This window comes from Actinoplanes sp. NPDC049668 (assembly GCF_044465445.1).
GTDB lineage: Bacteria > Actinomycetota > Actinomycetes > Mycobacteriales > Micromonosporaceae > Actinoplanes.
Window position 1 is genome coordinate 182,825 of the sequence record NZ_JBITLR010000010.1, and the last position, 22,012, is coordinate 204,836.

At 72.2% G+C, this 22,012-nt stretch carries 18 protein-coding genes; 13 read left to right on the plus strand and 5 right to left on the minus strand.

The window, feature by feature from the left end; genetic code table 11:
* Positions 1-106: 106 nt before the first annotated feature.
* Positions 107-493 carry a hypothetical protein gene (locus ACIBSW_RS36710; RefSeq protein WP_354722615.1) on the minus strand — a complete coding sequence of 129 codons (387 nt, stop codon included), beginning with the start codon at positions 491-493 and terminating at the stop codon, positions 107-109.
* Positions 494-570: 77 nt separating this feature from the next.
* Here ACIBSW_RS36710 and ACIBSW_RS36715 point away from each other — a divergent pair, with 77 nt between their 5' ends.
* A complete protein-coding gene (locus ACIBSW_RS36715) occupies positions 571-1,143 on the plus strand; it encodes a YbaK/EbsC family protein (protein WP_354722616.1) in 573 nt (190 codons plus the stop codon).
* Positions 1,140-1,661 carry a GNAT family N-acetyltransferase gene (locus ACIBSW_RS36720; protein ID WP_354722617.1) on the plus strand — a complete coding sequence of 174 codons (522 nt, stop codon included), beginning with the start codon at positions 1,140-1,142 and terminating at the stop codon, positions 1,659-1,661. The genes ACIBSW_RS36715 and ACIBSW_RS36720 overlap by 4 nt, the downstream gene beginning before the upstream one ends.
* Before the next feature lie 16 nt (positions 1,662-1,677).
* Here ACIBSW_RS36720 and ACIBSW_RS36725 read toward each other — a convergent pair whose 3' ends face one another.
* From ACIBSW_RS36725 to ACIBSW_RS36740, 4 genes are read right to left on the minus strand one after another with little or no spacing between them, the layout of a single operon-like run.
* Positions 1,678-2,319 carry a DsbA family oxidoreductase gene (locus ACIBSW_RS36725; RefSeq protein WP_354722618.1) on the minus strand — a complete coding sequence of 214 codons (642 nt, stop codon included), beginning with the start codon at positions 2,317-2,319 and terminating at the stop codon, positions 1,678-1,680.
* The gene (locus tag ACIBSW_RS36730) at positions 2,316-2,753 is read right to left on the minus strand and encodes a SufE family protein (RefSeq protein ID WP_354722619.1); all 438 of its coding nucleotides are present in this window, start codon (positions 2,751-2,753) and stop codon (positions 2,316-2,318) included. Before ACIBSW_RS36730 ends, ACIBSW_RS36725 begins: the two co-directional genes overlap by 4 nt.
* 9 nt (positions 2,754-2,762) lie before the next feature.
* Positions 2,763-3,185, minus strand: a complete 423-nt coding sequence (locus ACIBSW_RS36735; protein WP_354722620.1) for a CBS domain-containing protein — start codon at positions 3,183-3,185, stop codon at positions 2,763-2,765.
* 42 nt (positions 3,186-3,227) lie between these two features.
* Complete coding sequence (locus tag ACIBSW_RS36740) at positions 3,228-4,961, minus strand: proline--tRNA ligase (protein ID WP_354722621.1); 1,734 nt, start codon at positions 4,959-4,961, stop codon at positions 3,228-3,230.
* A gap of 72 nt (positions 4,962-5,033) precedes the next feature.
* On the opposite strand from ACIBSW_RS36740, the gene ACIBSW_RS36745 reads away from it, so the two are divergent.
* The 11 genes from ACIBSW_RS36745 to ACIBSW_RS36795 all read left to right on the plus strand — a co-directional run bounded on the left by ACIBSW_RS36745 (position 5,034) and on the right by ACIBSW_RS36795 (position 21,856).
* A complete protein-coding gene (locus tag ACIBSW_RS36745) occupies positions 5,034-5,933 on the plus strand; it encodes a sulfurtransferase (RefSeq protein ID WP_354722622.1) in 900 nt (299 codons plus the stop codon).
* 134 nt (positions 5,934-6,067) lie between these two features.
* Entirely contained in the window at positions 6,068-7,828 is a 1,761-nt protein-coding gene (locus ACIBSW_RS36750) for an HSP90 family protein (protein ID WP_354722623.1), read from the plus strand.
* Positions 7,825-10,659 (plus strand): tetratricopeptide repeat protein, encoded by a 2,835-nt coding sequence (locus tag ACIBSW_RS36755; RefSeq protein WP_354722624.1) that lies wholly within the window; start codon positions 7,825-7,827, stop codon positions 10,657-10,659. Before ACIBSW_RS36750 ends, ACIBSW_RS36755 begins: the two co-directional genes overlap by 4 nt.
* Before the next feature lie 52 nt (positions 10,660-10,711).
* Positions 10,712-11,314, plus strand: a complete 603-nt coding sequence (locus ACIBSW_RS36760; RefSeq protein WP_354722625.1) for a helix-turn-helix domain-containing protein — start codon at positions 10,712-10,714, stop codon at positions 11,312-11,314.
* A 91-nt stretch (positions 11,315-11,405) separates the two neighbouring features.
* A complete protein-coding gene (locus tag ACIBSW_RS36765) occupies positions 11,406-12,764 on the plus strand; it encodes a biotin carboxylase N-terminal domain-containing protein (protein ID WP_354722626.1) in 1,359 nt (452 codons plus the stop codon).
* Between the two features lie 6 nt (positions 12,765-12,770).
* Entirely contained in the window at positions 12,771-13,652 is an 882-nt protein-coding gene (locus ACIBSW_RS36770) for a hydroxymethylglutaryl-CoA lyase (protein ID WP_354722627.1), read from the plus strand.
* 175 nt (positions 13,653-13,827) lie between these two features.
* Positions 13,828-14,919 (plus strand): hypothetical protein, encoded by a 1,092-nt coding sequence (locus tag ACIBSW_RS36775; protein WP_354722628.1) that lies wholly within the window; start codon positions 13,828-13,830, stop codon positions 14,917-14,919.
* Positions 14,920-15,203: 284 nt separating this feature from the next.
* A complete protein-coding gene (locus ACIBSW_RS36780; RefSeq protein ID WP_354722629.1) occupies positions 15,204-16,361 on the plus strand; it encodes a chaplin in 1,158 nt (385 codons plus the stop codon).
* A 217-nt stretch (positions 16,362-16,578) separates the two neighbouring features.
* Positions 16,579-18,105, plus strand: coding sequence for an acyl-CoA carboxylase subunit beta (locus tag ACIBSW_RS36785; protein WP_354722630.1), 1,527 nt, complete (start codon positions 16,579-16,581; stop codon positions 18,103-18,105).
* A 28-nt stretch (positions 18,106-18,133) separates the two neighbouring features.
* A complete protein-coding gene (locus tag ACIBSW_RS36790) occupies positions 18,134-19,291 on the plus strand; it encodes an acyl-CoA dehydrogenase family protein (RefSeq protein ID WP_354722631.1) in 1,158 nt (385 codons plus the stop codon).
* Positions 19,292-19,405: 114 nt separating this feature from the next.
* Positions 19,406-21,856 carry a helix-turn-helix domain-containing protein gene (locus tag ACIBSW_RS36795; protein ID WP_354722632.1) on the plus strand — a complete coding sequence of 817 codons (2,451 nt, stop codon included), beginning with the start codon at positions 19,406-19,408 and terminating at the stop codon, positions 21,854-21,856.
* Positions 21,857-22,012: the final 156 nt, after the last annotated feature.

Genomic DNA, 22,012 nt, shown 5'->3' on the forward strand with positions numbered 1-22,012 from the left:
AGCGGGATCGACATGGTCGGCTTCCGAATCCGGATGAGCATGCGACCGGCTGGCGACTGGACCTCAGCGACACCTGATCGAGCCCGAATCACGTCGCGCCGGTCGCCTAGGTGGTTGGTGTTGTCATCGCCCGGCGGCGCTCGCGCACGAAGTAGACGCAGCTCAGGGCGTACCCGATGGTTAAGGTCAGGCAGACGGCCCGGGTTGGTGGCGTGATCGTGGGCAGGACCGTCGCGGTCAGCGCGACCGCCGCAAGCACGGCGAGCAGCGCCGAGTTGGCGGTGTCCTGGACCGCCCAGCCCGGCGATCGGCGGTGCGCCTGGCGGTGGATCTCGGTCAGCAGCGCGTGGCCCAGCACCACCGCCAGCAGCCCGAGCAGGGTGGAGGAGAAGATCGTTTGGGTCTCACCGGTCACGGCGGCGACGGCCGTGCCGCCCGTCAGCAGGGCGAGGCCGCTGACCGTGCCCACCCGCGCGCTGCGTCTCTCCTCCATCCAATGAATGTCGGCAAGATCACAGCAAAACTGAGCGCCGGTGAATCGGCTGGCCGACGGGCGGGCGCTCGGGGAGGATGTCGGGCGTGCTCGGAACCCTGAAGCTCGAACCCACGATTTCCCGGCCCGATCTGCTCGCGGCGCCGGTCGCGGCCGCTCTCGAGGCCTGGTCGGCCGAGGCTCTGACCGATCGCGATCAGGTCATGGTCGCGCCGATCGATCCCGGCCTTGCCGACACGGCGGCCTTCTGCGAGGCGTACGGGGTGCGCCTCGAGGAGTCGGCGAACTGCGTGATCGTCGCCGGGCGCCGCGGCGAGGTCACCAGGTACGCGGCCTGCGTCATCCTGGCCACGACCCGCGCCGACGTGAACGGGACCGTGCGCCGCCTCCTCGACGCCCGGAAGGCCAGCTTCGCGCCCATGGACGACGCGGTAAGCCTGACCGGCATGGAGTACGGGGGGATCACCCCGATCGGGCTCCCGTCGGCATGGCCGGTGCTCGTCGACGCCCGGGTGGCCGCGACGCCGCACGTGATCATCGGGTCCGGGGTCCGGCACAGCAAGATCGCCATCCCGGGGGCGGCGCTGGGCGCGCTGCCCGGCGCCGAGGTCATCGACGGCCTGGCCCGCGAGGTCGGTGCCGAAGCGTGAGCCTCATCCGGCTCACCCGGTTCGACGATCTGAGCGTCATCCAGCAGATCGAGCTGGCGGCCGGCGAGCTCTTCCGCGACGTCGGGATGCCCGACATCGCCGAACACCCGGTTCCCACCACCGAGGCCCTGTCCGAGTTCGTGCGGGCCGGGCGCAGCTGGGTCGTCGTCGACTCCACGGACACCCCGATCGCGTTCGTCCTGGTCATGTCCGTCGACGGGCTGGCGCACATCGAGCAGATCAGCGTGCTGCCCGCGCACGCGCGCCGCGGCGTCGGCCGCCGGCTGATCGACCACGTCGGCGCCTGGGCGGCCGGTCAGGGAGTTCCCGCGCTGACGCTGACCACGTTCCGGGGCGTGCCGTGGAACGGGCCGTACTACGAGCGGATCGGCTTCGTCGCGCTCGACCCGGGCGAGCGCGGCCCCGAACTGGTGCGGCTGATGGACGAGGAGGCCGCGCACGGGCTGGATCCCGCGCAGCGGATCGCCATGCGGCGGGACAATCGAGCCCGTCGATGACGTTTCACGTGGAACCTCATCGAGGGGTGTCAACGGCCTCTCGGCGGGCGATCTCGTCGAACGCGGAGCGCAGCACGGCCGGCTCCTGAGCGCCCTGAATCGCGAACTTCCGGTCGACCACGAACGTCGGCACGCTGGTGATGCCGAGCTGGCGCGCCTCGGCCAGGTCGGCGTTCACGGCGTCGGTGCCGGCCGGGGTCGCCAGGTAGGCGAGCGCGGCCTGCCCGTCGAGGCCGATCGAGCCGGCGAGCCGGGCCAGTTCGGCGTGCGAGCCCAGGTCGACGCCGTCGGTGAAGTGCGCCCGCTGCAGCGCCTCGATCATGCTGAGCTGCAGCTCCTGGGTGGCGGCCCAGGCGATCAGGCGATGGGCGTCGAAGGTGTTGGCGGCGATCGCGGTGTCGAAGTTCATGGTCAGGCCGTCCGCCGCCGCGATCGTGGTGACGTGCGCGAACATCCGATCGGCCTGGTCCCGGCCGCCGAACTTCGCCTCCAGGGCCTGCCTGATCGGCACCGGGTGCGGCACCGGGGTGGGATCCAGCTGGTAGGCCCGGAAGGTCATCGTCGCGTCGCCGCCGAAGTCCCGCAGCGCGGTCTCCAGGCGGCGCTTGCCGATGTAGCACCACGGGCAGATGACGTCGGACCAGACCTCGACATTCACGACTTCGCGTCCTCCTGCTCGCGGATCTGGCGCTTGAGCCGGCCCAGGATCGCCGTGCCGCCGCGGATGCGCAGCGGGCTGATCGCGGTCGCCAGGCCCATCCGGTTGTAGAGGTCGTCGGGCACGGCCAGGATCGCGCCGGCCGACGCGCCCTCGAGCCCCTCGGCCAGGATGCCGGCGAACGCGCGGGTGGTCGGCGCCTCCAGCGGGCAGTCGAAGTAGGTCAGCACCGTGTCGTCCGGCTGCACCTCGGCGCGCAGGAAGAACTGCGTCTGGCACTCCGGCACCTGCTCCATGCCCTCGTGGCCCTTGAGCCCGTCGGGCAGGGGCGGCACGGCGTCGGAGAACTCGAGCAGCATCTCCAGCACGACGTCGCGCGGCGCGGAGGCGAAGTCCTCGACGATCTCGGCCAGCTTCGGCGGCATGTCGCTCACGTCTCGACCCTACGTCGGCCGCGCCTGTGCCGGTGCCGAGGCCCGCGCCGCCGAGGCCGGTAGGAGGGCAACATCACTGAGGCTGAGGATGCCAACGAGGTTGCGGTCCGCGTCGCAGACCAGCAGCCGGCGGACCTCCCGGTCGCGCATCGCCTGCACGGCCTCTTCCACTGTGGCCGACTGCTCGACCATGATCAGCTCGCGGGAGGCGATCGACGCCAGCGTCGTCGTCTGCGTCGGTAGGCCGGCGGCGACGGCCCGCACCACGATGTCGCGGTCGGTCACGATGCCGGCCAGGGTCGGGCCGTCGGTGACCACCACATCGCCGATCGCCTGGTCGCGCATCGCCTGCGCGGCCTCGTCCAGCATCGTGTCGCCGGGCAGGTAGACGATTCGCCGGGTCATCACGTCAGCGACAGCTGTCCTCGCCATTGGCCGTAGCCCTCCACCCGTGTCGTGTCCGTCTCCGGCCGCTTACCCGGCCTGCTCCTTGATTACACGCAGTACGTCCGTGAGGGGGACGTCGCGCCGTTCGCCGGTACGGCGGTCGCGCAGCTCCGCGTACCCCTCGGCGAGACGGCGGCCGACCACGACGATCCGGCGGATTCCGATCAGCTCGGCATCGGTGAACTTCACGCCCGCCGACAGCTGCGGGCGGTCGTCGACCAGCACCCGCAGTCCCGCGGCGAGCAGCTCCGCGCCCAGGGCCAGGGCGGCCTCGACCTGGCCCTCCTTGCCGGCCGCGATCACGTGCACGTCGGCGGGCGCGACCTCGTCCGGCCAGAGCAGGCCGCGGTCGTCGCGGTGCTGCTCGGCGATCGAGGCGACCGCGCGCGAGACGCCGATGCCGTAGGAGCCCATGGTCAGGCGCGCGGGCTTGCCGTCCGCGCCCAGCACGTCGACCTTGAAGGCGTCCGTGTAGCGCCGGCCCAGCCGGAAGATGTGCGCGATCTCGATGCCGCGCCGGATGGTCAGCGCACCGGTGCCGCACGCCGGGCAGGGGTCGCCGGCCCGGACCTCGGCTGCCTCGACGGTGCCGTCGGGGGTGAAGTCCCGGCCCGCGACGACCGAGGTCGCGTGCCGGCCGGGCTCGTTGGCGCCGGTGAGCCACGCGGTGCCGGGCGCGACGCGCGGGTCGGCCAGGTAGCGGATCTTGATGCCCTGCGGGCCGATGTAGCCCTTGACCAGGTCGGGGCGCGCCTCGAAGTCGTCGAACACGGCGACGGTGGCCGGGCTCAGGGCGGCGTCGAGGCGCTTGGTGTCGATCTCGCGGTCGCCGGGCACGCCGACCGCCAGCAGCTCGTCCTCCCGGCCCGGGTGGTGGACGGTGAAGACGACGTTCTTGAGCGTGTCGGCGGCCGTCCAGTCGGTGCGGCCGTCGAGCGCGCGCTCGTTGGCGAGGTCGACCAGCGACGCGATGGTCGGGCTGTCCGGGGTGTCGTGGACCGTCAGCCCGGGGTGCTCGCGCCCGGCTACCGCGGGGACCGGGGTGACGACCGCCTCGGTGTTCGCCGCGTACGCGCAGGCGGTGCAGCCCACGAACGTGTCCTCGCCCACCTCGGCGGAGGCCAGGAACTCCTCCGACGCCGAACCGCCCATGGCGCCGGAGGTCGCCGACACGATGGTGTGCTCGAGCCCGAGGCGCTCGAATACGCGCTGGTAGGCCGACCGGTGCCGGGCGTAGGCCGCGCCGAGGCCCGCGTCGTCGAGGTCGAACGAGTAGGAGTCCTTCATCAGGAACTCGCGGCCGCGCAGCAGGCCGGCGCGGGGCCGGGCCTCGTCGCGGAACTTCGTCTGTATCTGGAACAGGGTCAGCGGCAGGTCGCGGTATGAGCTCGTCATGTCCTGCACCAGCAGGGCGAACAGCTCCTCGTGCGTCGGCGCGAGCAGGAACTCGGCGCCGCGGCGGTCCCGCAGCTTGAAGATCTCGTCGCCGTACTCCGTCCAGCGGCCGCTCACCTCGTACGGCTCGCGGGGCAGCAGGGCCGGGAAGGCCACCTCCTGCCCGCCGATGGCGGTCATCTCCTCCCGGATCACCTGGGTCACCCGGTCGAGGACCAGCCTGCCGAGCGGGAGCCAGGTGAATCCGCCCGGTGCCGCGCGCCGGATGTAACCGGCGCGCAGCAGCAGCCGATGGCTCGGCACCTCCGCCTCGGCCGGCTCCTCGCGCAGGGTCTTGAGCAGCATCGTGGACATTCGCAGCAGCATGATTCGCAGCCTAGGTACGGCCGGCGCCCAGAACATCCGGTTATCCGCCGCCGACGCGATAGCGTGTGAACCATGTCAGTCGAGAACGATCCGGCGCCGTACCTGCAGGCGTACGCCCACCCCGGCATGCTCGTCACCGCCGAGTGGCTCGCGGCGCATCTCGGCGACCCCGGCCTGGTGGTCGTCGAGTCGGACGAGGACGTGCTGCTCTACGAGAGCGGTCACATCCCCGGCGCGGTGAAGGTCGACTGGCATCTCGAGCTGAACGACCAGCTTGTCCGCGACTACCTCGACCCCGCCGCCTTCGCCGCCATGTGCGAGGCCAAGGGCATCGGGCGCGACGACACGATCGTGTTCTACGGCGACAATTTCAACTGGTGGGCTGCGTACGCCCTTTGGGTCTTCAGTCTTTTCGGACATCGTGACCTCCGGCTGCTCGACGGCGGCCGGCAGAAGTGGGTCGCCGACGGCCGCGAGCTGACCCGCGACCGCACCGAGCGCCCGACCGCGCGCTATCCGGTGCCGGTGCGCGAGGACGGCCAGATCCGCGCCTTCCGCGACCAGGTCGGCGCGCACGTCGCGAGCGGCCGGCCGCTGGTCGACGTGCGCTCGCCGCAGGAGTACACCGGCGAGCTGACCCACATGGCGGCGTATCCGCAGGAGGGTGCGCTGCGCGGCGGTCACATCCCCGGCGCGGTCAGCAAGCCGTGGAAGTCGGCGGCGAACGACGACGGCACGTTCAAGGCGGCCGACGTGCTCACCAGGATCTACCGGGACGAGCTGGGCCTGGAGACCGGCGACGACGTCATCGCGTACTGCCGCATCGGTGAGCGGTCCAGCCACACCTGGTTCGTGCTGCAGCACCTGCTCGGCTTTCCGCAGGTGCGCAACTACGACGGCTCCTGGACGGAGTGGGGCAACCTGGTCCGGGCACCCATCGTGAAGGGCACGGAGCCCGGCAAGATCTCATGAGCCGGGTGTCCACCGTCGACTACGCCCCGGCCGGGTTTCCGCGCTGGTCGACGCGGGCGTAATCAACTCCGGAACGTCGTAGCCTCCCTGTAGCCTGAGCGACCACAGCGCCGACGGGAGGGCGAGAACCAGCAGTGAGCAACACCTTCCAGGTCGATCTTCGGGGCATCGTCGACCTGCTCAGCCATCACCTGTACGCCAGTCCGCGGGTCTACGTGCGCGAGCTCCTGCAGAACGCGGTGGACGCGATCACCGCCGTCCGGCAGGGCGAGCCGGCCACCGCGGGCCGGATCGTCATCGAGTCCGCCGACGCGACCGGTGACGGCAGCCTGCGCATCGCCGACGACGGCATCGGCCTCACCGAGGCGCAGGTACACGAGCTGCTCGCCACCATCGGCCGCAGCTCCAAAAGGGACGAGCTGGGCTTCGCCCGCCATGAGTTCCTCGGCCAGTTCGGCATCGGCCTGCTCTCCTGCTTCCTGGTGGCCGACGAGATCCGGGTGCACACCCGCCAGGCCGGCTCCCCGCCCGTGCTGTGGACCGGCTACGCCGACGGCCGCTACGACGTGCGGACCGGGCCCGAGCGCGAGCCCGGCACCACGGTCACCCTGCTACCGCGTCGCGGCGCCGAGATGTACCTGGTCGGGGCGACCGTCACCCAGCTCGCCACGCTCTACGGCTCGCTGCTGCCGGTCGAGGTCACCGTCGACGGCACCGTCGTCACGGTCGGCGAGGTGCCCTGGGCGGCCGGCCGCCGGGCCTGCATCGCGTACGCGGAGCGGACCCTGGGCTTCACCCCGTTCGACGTGATCGAGCTGGACGTGCCCGAGGCCGGCCTCACCGGCGCCGCGTTCGTGCTGCCGACGCCGGTCAATCCCGCGACCCGCGGCGGCCACCGGGTCTATCTCAAGCGCATGCTGCTCGCCGAGGCCGTCGAGGGCCTGCTGCCGGAGTGGGCCTTCTTCGCCCGGTGCATCGTCGACAGCACCGAGCTGCGGCCGACCGCCAGCCGCGAGGCCCTCTACGACGACAGCCTGCTCGAGGCCACCCGGGAGGCCATCGCGGATCAGCTGCGCGGCTGGCTGGTGCGGCTCTCGTCGTCGGACCCGCGCCGGCTCGCCGAGTTCCTGCGCATCCATCACCTGGGCGTCAAGGCGCTGGCGCTGCACGACGACGAGATGCTGCGCCTGGTCGAGCAGTGGTGGCCGATGGAGACCAACGCCGGCCAGACCACGCTCGCCGAGTTCCGGGCCCGGCACGGCCTCCTGCGGTACGCGGCGACGACCGACGAGTTCCGGCAGCTCGCGGCGGTCGCCGCCGCCCAGGACGTCGGCCTGATCAACGGCGGCTACACGTACGACGCGGAGATCATCGAGCGGCTGCCGCAGCTGGACCGGGAGATCAAGGTCGAGCGGCTGGAGCCGACCGACCTGGCGACCCGGTTCGAGGCGCTGGACGCGGCGGTCGAGCTGCGGCTGCGCCCGTTCCTGTCGGCGGCGCAGCGCCGGCTCGACCGGCTCGGCTGCGAGGTCGTCGTGCGCGCCTTCGAGCCGGCGAATCTGCCGGCCCTCTACCTGGTCAGTCGGGCAGCGCATCTCCACGAGGAGTTCACCGCGACCCGCGCGAAGGCCGACGACCTGTGGGGCGGCGTGCTCGACGCGCTCGCCGACACCGAGGCGCCCGAGCGGCCCCAGCTGGTGCTCAACCACCGCAACCCGCTGGTGCGCCGGGTGACCGCGCTCGGCGATCCCGACCTGACGGCCCTGGCCGTCGAGGCGCTGTACGGCCAGGCGCTGCTGCTCGGCTACCACCCGATCAGGCCCGCCGACGCGGCGCTGCTCAACACGTCGTTCCTCGGCCTGCTGGGCCGGGCGGTGCCCGGGGAGGAGCGGTGAGCAGGTCGGTCGAGGAGCTGTGGGCGCTGCTCCGCGAGGCGCACCGGATGCCGTACGGCGCCGCGCAGATCGCCCTGGTCGAGCAGGTCATCCGGCACGCCGACGCCCTGGGCGAGCGGGAGCTCGGCTACGAGGCGCGCATCCTGGCCACCACCGCGTACACCTACGGCGGCGAGGTCGCGAAGTCGTTCGTGACGTTCTCCTGGTGCCTGAGCGACTTCGACCGCGACCCGGCGCCGTTCCACGCGCGCAGCCGGCACACGCTGTACTGGCACTTCAAGTACATGGTGTCGGCGCTGACGAAGTTTCCGGAGGTCCCGCTCGAGCGAACCTACGCGGTGCTGGACGACATGGAGCGCCGCTACCGCGAGGCCGGCCACAGCCTGCAGGCCGTGCACAAGCACCGCTACGTGGTGGCCCGGCACGTCGGTCTCGAGGTCGAGGCCGACACGCTCTACGAGCGGTGGAACACCACGCCCCGCGACGACCTCTCCGACTGCGCGGGCTGCGACCCGTCGTCGCAGGTCACCTACCTGTCCGGGCGGGGCCGCGACGAGGAGGCGGTCGCGCTCGCCGAGCCGGTGCTGGCCGGCCGGCTCACCTGCAACGAGCAGCCGCAGACGATCCTCCGCGGACTGATGGTGCCCTATCTGCGTACCGGCAGGCTGGAGCAGGCCGCGGACGCGCACCGCCGGTCGTACCGGCTGATGCGCGGCAACCTCGCCGATCTGTGGGACATCGGCGACCATGTCGCGTTCTGCGCGCGCACCGGCAACGAGAACCGCGGGCTGGAGATTCTGCAGCGGCACGTCGACTGGCTCGAGCGAGCGCCGTCGCCGGCGGCGGGGATGAACTTCGCCGCGTCGGCGGCGCTGCTGCTGCGCCGGCTCGTCGAGCTCGGCCACGGCGACACGATCGTGCACCGCCGGGAGCAGGGCGACATCGCCGCCGCGGCGCTGGCCGAGGAGCTGGCGGCGCACGCGACCGGGCTGGCGCTGCGCTTCGACGCGCGCAACGGCACGACGACCCAGAGCCGGCAGATCGCGGAGGAGATCGCCGCCGAGCCCTATGACGTCGTGCTCCCGCTCTCGCCGTCGACCCGCCGCCGTCCCGCGCCGAAGCCGCAGGCACGGGCGGCCGCGAAGCCGTCGCCGGTGGAGGTGCCGGCCGACGCCTCCGCGGACACCCTGCTCGAGCTGGCCGAGGAGCACGAGAACCAGGATCGCGAGGACGCCGCGGACGCGGTGCTGGCGATCTACGACGCCCGCTTCGCCCAGGCGGCGCCGCACGCGATGCGCGAGGCGCGGCGGGCCATGCTGCTGGGCGGCCAGCGGTGGCGCGCCGACGACCGCGAGGGCACGGCCGAGGCCTGGAGCCGGGCGATCGACCTGTTCACCGAGGCCGGCAGCGAGATCGACGCCTCGGTCGCGAGGGGCCGGCTCGGCGTCGCGCTCGCCTGCACCGGCCGGGCCGACGAGGGCCGGGCCCTGGTCGAGCCGGACGCCGCCTACCAGCAGGAGCACGGCGACGCCCGCCGGCGCGCGGCCGCCTGGTCCCGGCTGTCGCTGGTCAATCTCCTGCAGGACCGCCCCGACGAGGCCAACGAGGCGCACGACAAGGCGGAGCTGGCCGCGGCCGAGACCGGCGACGCCCGGTTGGCGGCCTTCTACCTGGCGCGGCGCGCCTCGAACCGGGCGGCGGCCGGCCGCAACGACGAGGCCCTCGCCGCGGCGACCGACGCCCGGGCCTACTTCCTGGAGCACGGGCCCGCCGCGCGGCTGGCCGACGCCTCGGTCCTCTTCGGTCAGCTCACCCACGACCCCGAGCAGGCGGTGACCGCGTTCGGCGAGGTGCTGGCGGCGGTCGACCCGGAGGGCGCGCTGACGGCGCGGCTTGGCCGCGGCCGGGCGCTGGTCGAGCTCGAGCGGGCCGACGAGGCCGTCGACGACCTGGTCGAGGCCGTCGCCCTCTGCACCGAGCAGGAGCTCGACGAGGGCGGCGCGTTCGTCCGGCAGGAGCTGGCCGACGCCTACCGGCAGGCGGGCCGGGTCGTCGAGGCGGCCGAGGTCGGCGAGGAGGCGCTGGCGGCGTTCGAGCGGCTCGGCCACGACGAGGCCGCCGACAACACCCGTTTCCTGCTGGCCGGCCTCTACCGCGAGCTCGGTGACAGCGCCGGCTCGCTGGCGCTCTACGAGACGCTGGTCGAGCGGCTCGGCGCCAACCTGGCCGGCCGCGGTCAGATCCGCGAGAACGGCGGCGACCTGCTCTTCCGGCTGGACCGCGACGCCGAGGCGGCGGAGTGGTTCGGGGCCGGCGCCGAGGACCTGCGCGTCGCCGGCGACCCGATCGGCGAGCTGCGGCTGCTGCGCCGCCGGGTGATGGCCCTGCACTGGGCCGACGACGTCGCGGCGGCCGAGGAGACCTTCGAGCTGGCCGAGCGCCGGCATGCCGGCCTGGGTGACGGCGCCGCCGGGCAGCCGGACGCGATCTGGGAGCGGGCCATGCTCGGGTTCGAGATGAGCCGGCTGCTGCTGGCCCGCGGCCGGGCGGTCGAGGCTGTGCCGTACGTCACGGGTTCGCCCGAGCGGCTGCGCGCGATCGGCGCCCGGAGCGAGGCCGAGCAGGTCGCGACGATGCTCGGTGAGGCGCTGCTGCGCGCCGGCCGCCCGCAGGAGACAGAGGACCTGCTCTGGCCGGTCCTCGGTGAGATGACTCAGGACGCGCCGTCGCGGCAGGTCGCGGCGCGGGTGCTCGCCGAGGCGCTGGAGGCCCGGGGCGCGGACGAGCAGGCGGCGAGGCTGCGCCGGACCGAAGGCGTCGAGGAGCAGTAATCAGCTGAACGGCCGTTAAGGCATCGGCTTGACAGCAGGTTAGAGTTGCCAGGTGACGGTAGATCAGCAGCAGCGTCCCGGCCCGCCGGCCCCCCGGCGGCGCTCGCGCCGGGACGAGATCCTCGAGATTGCGGTCGGCCTCTTCGCCGCCCGGGGGTACCACGGTGTGTCGATGGACGACATCGGCTCCGCAGCCGGCGTGACCGGCCCGGCCCTCTATCACCACTTCGCCGGCAAAGAGGCCATGCTGGTGGCCGCGCTCATCCCCGTCAGTGAGGGCCTGCTGCACGGCGGCAGGGAGCGGGTCGGCCGGCACCGGGAGGACGCGCACGCCGCACTCACCGACCTGATCGAGTTCCACGTGGAGTTCGCCCTGGCGAACCCCGCGGTGATCGCCCTGCACCTGCACGAACTGGACCGCCTGCCCGAGGAGCCGCGCCGGCAGATCCGCCGCCTGCAGCGCCTCTACGTCGAGGAGTGGGTCGGCGTGCTGGCGACGCTGCGCCCCGACCTGGAGGGCGGCGAGGCGCGGGTGCTGGCACATTCGGCGTTCGGCCTGATGAACTCGACGCCCTTCCTGGGCGGCGAGGTGGACCGCCGGCGCCGCGCGGTCCTGCTTCGCGAGGCGACGGCACACGCCCTCATCGGCAGATAACCGCGGGACCGGGCCCGGGCCCGGTGGATAGGGCGCGGCTCCGGCCTGGACAGACAGGCGCGGCCTCGGCGCGCCCGCACGAGGGAGAGAAATGATCGAATCGCTGCTCATCGCCAACCGTGGTGAGATCGCCCGCCGGATCATCCGCACCGCGAAGCGGCTGGGTATCCGGTCGATCGCGGTCTACTCCGAGGCCGACGAGGGCATGCCGTTCGTCATCGAGGCGGACGAGGCGGTCTGCGTCGGCCCCGCCAACCCGGCGCTGAGCTACCGCAACACCGAGGCGATCCTGGCCGCGGCGAAGTCGACCGGCGCACAGGCCATCCACCCCGGCTACGGCTTCCTCAGCGAGAACGCCGACTTCGCCCGTACCGTCGAGGCCAACGGCCTGGTGTGGGTCGGTCCGTCCGCCGATGCGATCACCGCGATGGGCGACAAGATCAATGCTCGGAACCTGATGGCGGAGGCCGGCGTTCCCGTCGCCCCCGGCACGCACGACCCGGCGGCGACCGTCGAGGCCGCGATCGAGGCCGCCGCGACCATCGGCTACCCGGTGATGGTCAAGGCCGCCGCGGGCGGCGGCGGCATGGGCATGGCCACCGCGTTCGACGAGGCCGGCCTGCGCACCGAGTACGACAAGGTCCGCGCGTTCGCCGAGCGCATGTTCGGCGACGGGTCGGTGCTGATCGAGCGCTACTTCCCCCGGGTACGCCACGTCGAGGTGCAGATCCTCGGCCTCGCCGACGGCCGCGTGGTCGCGCTGAGCGAGCGCGAGTGCTCGGTGCAGCGCCGCAACCAGAAGCTGGTCGAGGAGGCACCCTCGCCCGCTGTCGGCCCCGAGCTGCGCGAGCGGTTCCTGGCCGCGGCCGTCCGGGCCGGCGAGGCCGTCGGGTACCGCAACGCGGGCACCGTCGAGTGCCTGCTCGACCCGGCGACCGGCGAGTTCTTCTTCCTGGAGATGAACACCCGGCTCCAGGTCGAGCACCCGATCACCGAGCTGATCCACGGCATCGACCTGGTCGAGGAGCAGCTGCGGATCGCGTCGGGTGAGGCGCCGACGTTCGACCCGGCGACGGTGCACGCCACCACCGGTCACGCCATCGAGCTGCGGGTCAACGCCGAGGATCCGAAGCGGTTCCTGCCCGGCCCGGGCAAGGTGGCGACCTGGATCGAGCCGTCCGGCGAGGGCGTCCGGGTCGACTCCGGCTACGGGCCGGACACCACCGTCACGCCGCACTACGACTCGCTGATGGCGAAGCTGATCCTCGTCGGCGCGGACCGGGCCGACGCGATCGCCAAGGCCCGGGCCGCGGTGGCCGGATTCGAGATCGTCGGGCCCAAGAACAACCTGCCGTTCTTCGCCGAGTTGCTCGAGAACGCCGAGTTCCTCTCCGGCGACTACGACACCGGCATCGTCGGCCGCATGCGTGAGAAGCCCAAGAAGGGGTGACCTGACATGACGAAGACCGTCTCGATCCGCGAGGTGGCGCCCCGCGACGGACTGCAGAACGAGGAGCCGATTCCGACCGACAACAAGGTCCGGTTGATCGACGCCCTCTCCCGCACCGGGGTGCGGCGGATCGAGGCGGTCTCGTTCGTGCACCCGAGGGCGATTCCGCAGATGGCCGACGCGGACGAGGTCTGGGCGCGTTCCTGGCACAATCCGGACATCCGTTACTCGGCGCTGATCCCCAACACCCGCGGCGCTGAGCGCGCGATCCGGGCGGGCTTCAAGGAGATCGAGGTGGTGGTGTCGGCCAGCGACACACACAACCGCCGGAACCTCAATCGCTCGACCGAGGAGTCGCTCGACGACATCACCGGTCTGATTCCGCTGATCCACGAGGCCGGCGCCAAGCTCGAGGTGATCGTCGCGACCAGCTTCGGGTGCCCCTTCGAGGGTGACATCGACCCCAAACGGGTGGCTTCCATTGTGGAGCGCGTCCGCGCCGACGGCGCGGACCGCATCGCGTTCGGCGACACGACCGGCATGGCGACCCCGCGCCGGGTCCGTGACCTGCTGTCGGAGGTACGCCCGGACCTGCTGCACTTCCACAACACCAGGGGTACGGGGCTGGCGAACGTGCTGACCGCCCTGGACCTGGGCATCACCGAGTTCGACGCGAGCGTCGGCGGCATCGGCGGCTGTCCGTACGCGCCGGGTGCCTCGGGCAACGTCGCGACCGAGGAGGTCGTGCACATGCTCGAGGACATGGGCATCGACACGGGAATCGACCTGGAAGAACTCATCCGGGTGGCGGAGCTCGCCGAGGGCCTGCTCGGGCGCACGCTGCCCTCGGGTGTTCTCCGCGCCGGCCCTCGTGCCCGATTGGTCTGATTCACCTCCGCTTTCCCGATCGTTTCGGCGTTCCCGCGAAGCGATCATTTTTCCCGATTGTTTGCGTGACTCCCGCTGTGCCGCTTCGTTACCAATACCGAGCGGCCGATATCGCCTCGTTCATTCGAGACGTATTCGGTTGCAGGTCTGAAGTCGACGACGAGGGGCGGGACCAATGACAGGGCCGGAGGTCGAGCGCGATGCGCGCACGGCATTCCCGCCCGCGTCCGTTCCGTCCACCGGTGTCGCCGCGCCCATGCCGCCCCACAGCCAGGGGGCGGAGCGGCGCCGCGGGCACCGCGCAGGTCGCACCGGTTCCCGGTGGGCCCTGCGGGCACTGGTCGTCGGCGGCCTGGCCGGCGCCGCCTGGCTGCTCACCGGTGCTGCCGCGCAAGCTGCGGACCGTGATTCGGCGGACGGGGGACTCACCCTCGACTCGTCGATCATCGGTACCGCGGTGCACGGCAGCGACCGCCACAAGCCGGTGGTCAATCGGATCCTCAAGGTGGCCACCAAGCCACTGGAATCCGACCACCGAGGTCTCGGTTCCGCGGTAGCGCTGCCCAACAGGGTCGCGGGAACGCTGAACCGGACCACAGGAAGCAGGAGCGGCGCGGATTCCGCCCACGGCGGGGTCAACGGCGTCGTCAGGGGGTTGACCAGCCCAATTCGCCTTGCCGGCGAAGCGGTGGACACCCGCAAACTCGCCTCGATCACCGATCTGCCGCAGGGCCGCCTCCTGAACGACCTGGCGGCAACGGCGACGCCGGTGAAGCACTCCGCGCACCGAGTCGTCGTCTCCGGTTCGGAGCACGACGTACCCGAGGCGGATGCCGAGCGTTCCGGTGCGGACCGGATCGGCGTCGACGAGGTCGGCGCCGACGAGCTCGGCGGAGCGGTTGTCACGGGCGAGGAGACTCCGGCGGTAGAGCCTGCGCTCGACCGGCGGGGCACGGTGGGAAGAACGACCGTCACCCGGCAGCACTCGATTGCTGCCGATCGGCACCACGCCGCCGTCACGGTGGCCGAGCCGAAGATGGTCAGCGACACACCCGGCGGTGACGCACCCGCACCTCTGCGGGGAAACCTCGGGGCAGCGAATGGCGTCCCGGCCTCCGGGCCGGGATCTGCGACGGATGGTGGCTCAGCGGCCTTCCTTCCGGCCAAGGTCGCGGACAGCACGGTGGCTCGCCACCGGCTGCCGATCGCGACAGATGTCGAGGTCCGGCGGCATGACGCCGAGGCACCGACCGTCTCACCTGACTAGTGCTGACACCGGCCGGCGCGTACCAAATCCACTGATCATCAGCGGATCCGTGCGCCCGCACCACGGGCCCGATTCCTCACCCGCCTGCGAACAGGCGGCGAATCACCTCTAGGCCCAGGTCATCACTTTCACCGCACCGAAGGCGCCACAAATCCAGGGCGCATGTCGACAGGCGGGGTCAGGGCAGTCGAAATAACGCCAGGGCACCGCTGCGCCCGAAAGCACCGATCAATTGAATACGCGTCTCACCATTCTCTGACAATTCTGAAAGGCATCTTCTTTCCATGAAGACTTGGGTTCGTAAGACTCTGAACGTCGGTGCCCTGGCCGCGGGCGCGCTCCTGTTCGCCCCGGGCGCCGCGCACGCCGATGTCAACTCCCAGAGCTCCGGTGCCAACATCGGCGTGCTCAACGGCACCCAGGTGATCGCACCGGTGTCCGTCCCGGTGAACCTGACCGGCAACTCCGACTCCGTCCTGGGCTTCGGCACCGCGGCGGCGCAGAGCGGCAACTTCATCGAGTCCGGCAAGGCCGAGGGCGGCAAGAACCGCCGCGTCGTGGTCCGGGGCGGTGACCAGGTCGGTCAGGTCTCGCAGGGCAACTTCGGTATCGGCAACGGCACCCAGGTGTACATGCCGGTCTCGCTGCCGGTGAACATGGTCGGCAACGGCGTCTCGTTCCTGGGCATCACCAGCGCGGCCGGCACCGGTGTCAACCGGATCGAGAGCGGCAAGGAAGAGTGCCGCGGCGGCGCCGGCCGGGCCTGCCGGGGCGGCAAGGTCGTCGGGCAGAGCAGCACCGGCAACGTCGGGCTCTTCAACGGCACGCAGTTCTACACGCCGGTCAGCATCCCGGTGAACATGTGTGGCAACTCGCTCGCCGTCCTGGCGCTGACCCAGGCGCAGGCCTCCTGCGTCAACAACATCGAGTCGGCCAAGGTGACCGAGAAGAAGTCGGCGGGCCACTCCCGGTCCGCCGCCAAGACCGAGTCGGGCATCCCCGACGTGCTCACCCAGAGCACGGCCGGCAACTTCGGCATCGGTAACGGCACCCAGGTCGCCGCGCCGATCAACATCCCGGTCAACATCTGCGGCAACTCGTTCGCGCTGCTCGGTGCGACCAACGCCGGTGCGTCCTGCGCCAACAACATCGGCACCAGCGGCTGCGTCAGCAGCGTCACGGTCGTCAAGGGCTGCAAGGGCAACCGTCCGGCGCGTCCGGCGCGTCCGGCCACCCGTCCCGACAACGCCGGTGACAACGACGACCAGTACGCGGGCGACAACGACGACCGTTACGGCGACCAGGGTCGCAAGGGCGCCAAGAAGGCCATGGTTGGCGAGTCGAGCGGCATCGAGAGCATCGATGGCCTCACCCAGAGCCTGAGCAACGCGGGTGGCCTGAACGTCGCTGGCCTGAACGTCATGGACACGCTCAACAAGTGAGCTAGTTCGCAAGAGGCCCGGGTCACGCCGGTCCCGGGCGTGACCCGAGCGACGCCACTCGGCGTCGGGCAGTAAGCCGGCGCTCCTCCACAGCGCCGGCCGCACCAGACGGACGGGAGTCCCCGCGAGCAGCGGGGGCTCCCGTTCGGCGTCTCTGGTCTCAGCCACCGGAATGCGCTACCCTAACGATCGTTCAGGGAAGCATGAAGGGGGCCAGGTGGCAGTCGACCAAGAGGCGCTCGCGCAGGCGCGCAAGCGGGCGATGGCGGGCGGTGCGGATCGCTACCACGCCGCGAACGCCGCGAAGGGCAAGCTCTTCGCCCGCGAGCGCATCGCGCTGCTCGTCGACGACGGCTCCTTCGTCGAGGACGGGCTGTACGCCAACACCCTGGCGGAGGGCCTGCCGGCCGACGGCGTGATCACGGGCAACGCCCGGATCGACGGGCGCGACGTGTGCGTCATGGCCAACGACTCGACCGTCAAGGCGGGTTCCTGGGGCGCCCGCACGGTCGAGAAGATCATCCGGATCATCGAGCGGGCGTACGCGAACGGCGTACCCATGGTCTATCTCGTCGATTCCGCGGGCGCGCGGATCACCGACCAGGTCGACCTGTTCCCGGGCCCGCGCGGCGCCGGAAAGATCTTCCACACCCAGGTCCGCGCCTCGGGATCGATTCCCCAGGTCTGCGCCCTGTTCGGCCCGTCGGCCGCGGGCGGGGCCTACATACCGGCGTTCTGCGACGTGGTCGCGATGGTCGAGGGCAACGCGAGCATGTACCTGGGCTCCGACCGGATGGTCGAGATGGTCACCGGGGAGAAGACGACGCTCGAGGCGATGGGCGGCGCGCGGGTGCACTGCGCGGAGTCCGGCGTCGGGCACTTCCTCTGCAAGACCGAGCGGGACGCGCTCGAGGTGGTCCGCTCGTACCTGTCCTACCTGCCGTCGAACTACACGCAGCAGCCGCCGGCCGCCGACGCGGCCGAACCGGCCAAGGTGGATCTCTCCGCCCTGGTGCCGGCGAGTGAGCGGCAGGCCTTCGACATGCGCCGCTACGTGAAGGGCATCGTCGACGAGGGCTCGTTCTTCGAGATCCACGCGCTCTGGGCCCGCGAGCTGACGGTCGGCTTCGCCCGGCTGAACGGCGAGGTCGTCGGCGTGGTCGGCAACAACTCGATGTTCAAGGGCGGCGTGCTCTTCGTCGACTCGGCCGACAAGGCCAGCCGTTTCGTCCAGCTCTGCGACGCCTTCAACGTGCCCCTGATCTTCCTCTCCGACGTGCCCGGCTTCATGGTCGGCAGCGCGGTCGAGAAGCAGGGCATCATCCGGCACGGCGCCAAGATGATCAGCGCGATCTCCGAGGCGACCGTGCCGAAGATCTGCGTCGTGGTCCGCAAGGCCTACGGCGCGGGCCTGTACGCGATGGCCGGCCCCGGCTTCGACCCGGAGGCGACCATCGCCCTGCCCACCGCCAAGATCGCGGTGATGGGCGCCGAGGCGGCCGTGAACGCGGTGTACGCCAACAAGATCGCGGCCCTGCCCGAGGACGAGCGGGAGGCCTTCGTGGCCGAGCGCCGCGCGGAGTACGAGCGCGATATCGACATCATGCGACTGGCCGGTGAGCTGGTGATCGACACCATCGTCGAGCCCGCCGACCTGCGGGGCGAGCTGATCAGCCGCTTCGCCGCCGCCCGCGGCAAGGACCGCGGCTTCTCCCGGCGCCGGCACGGCGTCACCCCGGTCTAGCAGGTCTCTGGTCCAGAAAGGACACGTCATGGTCGACTTCCGGCTCAGTGAGGAGCAGGAGGCGCTCGTCGCCAGCGTGCGCGAGTTCGCCCGCGAGCAGGTCGCGCCGGTCATCGGTGAGCACTACGAGCGCAAGACCTTCCCGTACGACCTGATTCGGCAGATGGGCAAGATGGGCCTGTTCGGGCTCCCGTTCGCCGAGGAGCACGGCGGGATGGGTGGCGACTACTTCACCCTCTGCCTGGCCCTCGAGGAGCTGGCCCGGGTCGACAGCAGCGTGGCCATCACCCTGGAGGCGGGCGTCTCGCTGGGTGCCATGCCGATCTACCGATTCGGTACGCCGGAGCAGAAGGCCACCTGGCTGCCCCGGCTGACCAGCGGCGAGGCGCTCGCGGCGTTCGGGCTCACCGAGCCGGGCACGGGCTCCGACGCCGGCGCGACCACCACCCGGGCGGTCCTGGACGAGCGGACCAACGAGTGGGTGATCAACGGCTCGAAGGCGTTCATCACCAACTCCGGCACGGACATCACCTGCCTGGTCACGGTGATGGCGGCGACCGGCACGAGGCCGGACGGCAGCAAGGAGCTCTCCACGATCATCGTGCCGTCGGGCACGCCCGGCTTCACGGTCGCGCCGGGCTACTCGAAGGTCGGCTGGTGCGCGTCGGACACCCACGAGCTCGCCTTCGACGACGTCCGGGTGCCGGCCGCCAACCTGCTCGGCGAGCGCGGCCGGGGCTTCGCCCAGTTCCTGCGGATCCTCGACGAGGGCCGGATCGCCATCGCCGCGCTGTCGGTCGGCCTGGCACAGGGCTGCGTCGACGAGTCGGTCAAGTACGCCAAGGAGCGCCAGGCGTTCGGCCAGCCGATCGGCAACTACCAGGCCGTCCAGTTCATGATCGCGGACATGGAGATGCGGGCGCACACCGCGCGCGTCGCGTACTACGACGCCGCGGCGCGGATGCTCGCGGGCCGCGACTTCAAGCACCAGGCGGCCCTCGCCAAGCTCTACTCGAGCGAGGCCGCCATGGACAACGCCCGCTACGCCACCCAGGTGCACGGCGGGTACGGCTTCATGAACGAGTCGGCCGTCGGCCGGTTCTACCGGGACGCGAAGATCCTCGAGATCGGTGAGGGCACGTCCGAGGTGCAGCGGATGATCATCGCCCGCGGGCTCGGACTGTAGATCTTGGACGCCCGGTCGGTTTCTGCGGTAAATCCGACGGCGCAACCGTCGGTTACTCGACAAATGGCCGGTTGAAGTCGGCATCCATCGACACGGGTGCCTAGGTTCGAAGGTATGACGTCCGAGCACGGGGCGGGCCAGGTCGGCCCGGGGTTCGACGCCGTGCTGCGCGGGTACCGGCTGCGGGCGAAGCTCACCCAGGACGAGCTGGCCGCCCGGGCCGGGGTCGGCGTCCGCACGGTCCGCGACCTCGAGCGCGGCCGCGCGTCCCGGCCACAGCGCACCACTGTGGAGCTGCTGGCCGCCGCGCTCGGCCTCGCCGGCGCGGACCGGCTGGCGTTCCTCGCCGCCGCGCGCGGCCAGCAGTCCGAGGCCGCCGCGGAACCCCGGTTCGTCCGCCTGCCGCCGGCCGCCGACCTGATCGGCCGCGACGGCGACGTGGTCGAGCTGCTCGGCCGCCTCTCGCGGCCGCAGGAGGACGGCCCGCGCGGCATCACCCTCGTCGGTCTGGCCGGCGTCGGTAAGACCAGCCTGGCGCTGGCGCTCGCGCACCGGGTCGCGCCGGAGCACCCGGGCGGCGTGGCCGGGATCGTCGTCACCGACGGCTCGACCGCCGGCGAGGTGCTGGGCGGCGTCGCGGCCGTGTTCGGCGTCGGCCGGCCGGACGACCTGGTTCCACGCTTCGCGGGCCGCTCCGCGCTGCTACTGGTCGACGCGGTCGAGCGCGCGCCGGAGGCGGTGGCCGAGGCGCTGAGCCGGCTGCTGCGCCAGCACCCCACGCTGCGCTTCCTGGCCACCGGCCGGCATCCGGTCGGCCTGCCGACCGAGCGGGTCTGGCCGGTCGCCCCGCTGGTCGCGCCGCCCTGCGATGCGGGACCGGCGCTGGCCGACGTGGCCGGTTACCCGGCCGTGGCGCTCTTCCTCGACCGCCTGGCCCGGGTGCGCGGCGCGCCGGTCGAGCCCGACGAGGTCGCGCCGCTGTCCGCGCTGGTCCGGCGGCTCGGCGGCCTGCCGATCGCGCTCGAACTGGCCGCCGCCCGCGGCCGGGTGCTCACCGTCGCCGAGATCCTCGACCGGTACGGCGACCGCGTCCTCGATCTGTCCGGCCGTCCCGCCGAGGGCGGCGTCGTCTCGGTGCGGGACGCGGTCGCGGCCAGCTACCGCCTGCTCCCGGCCGACGAGCAGCGCGACCTGCACCGGCTCGCCACCTTCCGGAACCGCTGGTCGCTGGACCTGGCCGAGGCGGTCATCGAGGACGGCCGGTCCAAGGACGCGGTGCACCTGCTGGACCGGCTGCTGGAGCTCGGCCTGCTCAGCGCCCGCGGCGCCCGCGCGCTCCGGTTCCGCCTGCTGGATGTGGTCCGCGACTACGCGCTCGAACGCGCCGCCGCCGGCGGTGACCTGTACGCCGCCCGCCGCCGGCACGCCGAGGTCATGGCCGACCTGGCGCAGGGGACCGCGCCGGAGCTGAACGGTGCCCGGCTCGCCGAGGCGGCCGCCCGGCTCGACGACGTCGCCGGCGATCTGGGCGCCGCGCTCACCTTCGCGGCGCAGGAACAGCCGCACACCGCCCTGCGCATCGCGACCGCCCTGCCGCGCTGGTGGCGGTTCCGCGGCCGGGACGTCACCGGACGGCAGTGGCTGCGCCGGCTGCTGGCCGACCCGCGCACGGCCGACGCGGACCCGGCCGTACGGGCCTGGGCGAAGGTCGGGCTGGCCCAGCTGGCGCTCGAGCACGGGTCGGGCGCCGAGGAGATCGGTTCGGCGGAGGCGGCGCTGGCCGAGTTCTCGGCCCTCGAGGACGTGCCGGGCCAGCTCACCGCGCACACCCAGCTCGCCGCGCTGTGGATGACGACCCGCGGCTACGACCAGGCCCGGCGGCACGGCACGGAGGCGCTCGCGCTGGCTCGCGGCAGCGGTCGGGTCCGCGACATGGCGGTGGCGGAGAACAACCTGACCTGGCACGAGATCCGGGTGGGCGACCTGGTCGCGGCGCGGGACCGGCTCGCCGAGGTCGACCGGCTGGCCAGCCGCTGCGGCGAGCACCGGCTGCGGGCCGTCGCGGCGGCGAACCTCGCCGAGGTGGAACGGCTGGACGGGCGGTTCGACGAGGCGGCGCGGCTGGGCCGGGACGCGATCGCCGAGCTCGAGGACGTCGGCGACCCGGGACACCGGCGCCGGGTGCTCGCCACGGTCGGGCTGGCCCTGGCCGGCGGCGGCCGGGTCGACGAGGCGGCCGCGGTGCTGGCCGAGCTGCGCCCGGCGGAGAGCTCGGAGCCCGCCGACGGGCCGGCCGCGATCGTCGAGGCGGAGCTGGCGCTGCGCCGCGGCGACCAGACGCGGGCGGCCGAGTGTTTCGCGGCGGCCGCGGGCGCGTACGACGGCCGGCATGATCCGCGGGACACGGTCGAGGCGCTGGTCGGACTGGTTCGCAGCACCCCGGATCCGGATCGCCGGCAGCAGGCGGTGCGGCGGCTGCGGGAACTCTGCCGGACGGGCGGGATCACGCTGATGCCCGGCGAGCGGGACCTGCTCGGTGCGGAGCTGACCCGGCAGATCGAGTAAGGCTCACTCCGGGGGCGTGGGACGACCGGCGTCTTCCGTGGCCCCCACACGCCGGTCGTCACAACGCCCCGGTAACGCGGCGAGGACAAAACTCCCCCGATCGCCCCGCCTCGGCCTCGGCCGCGCCGCGTCCCCCTTGCGGAGATCACCCTAGCG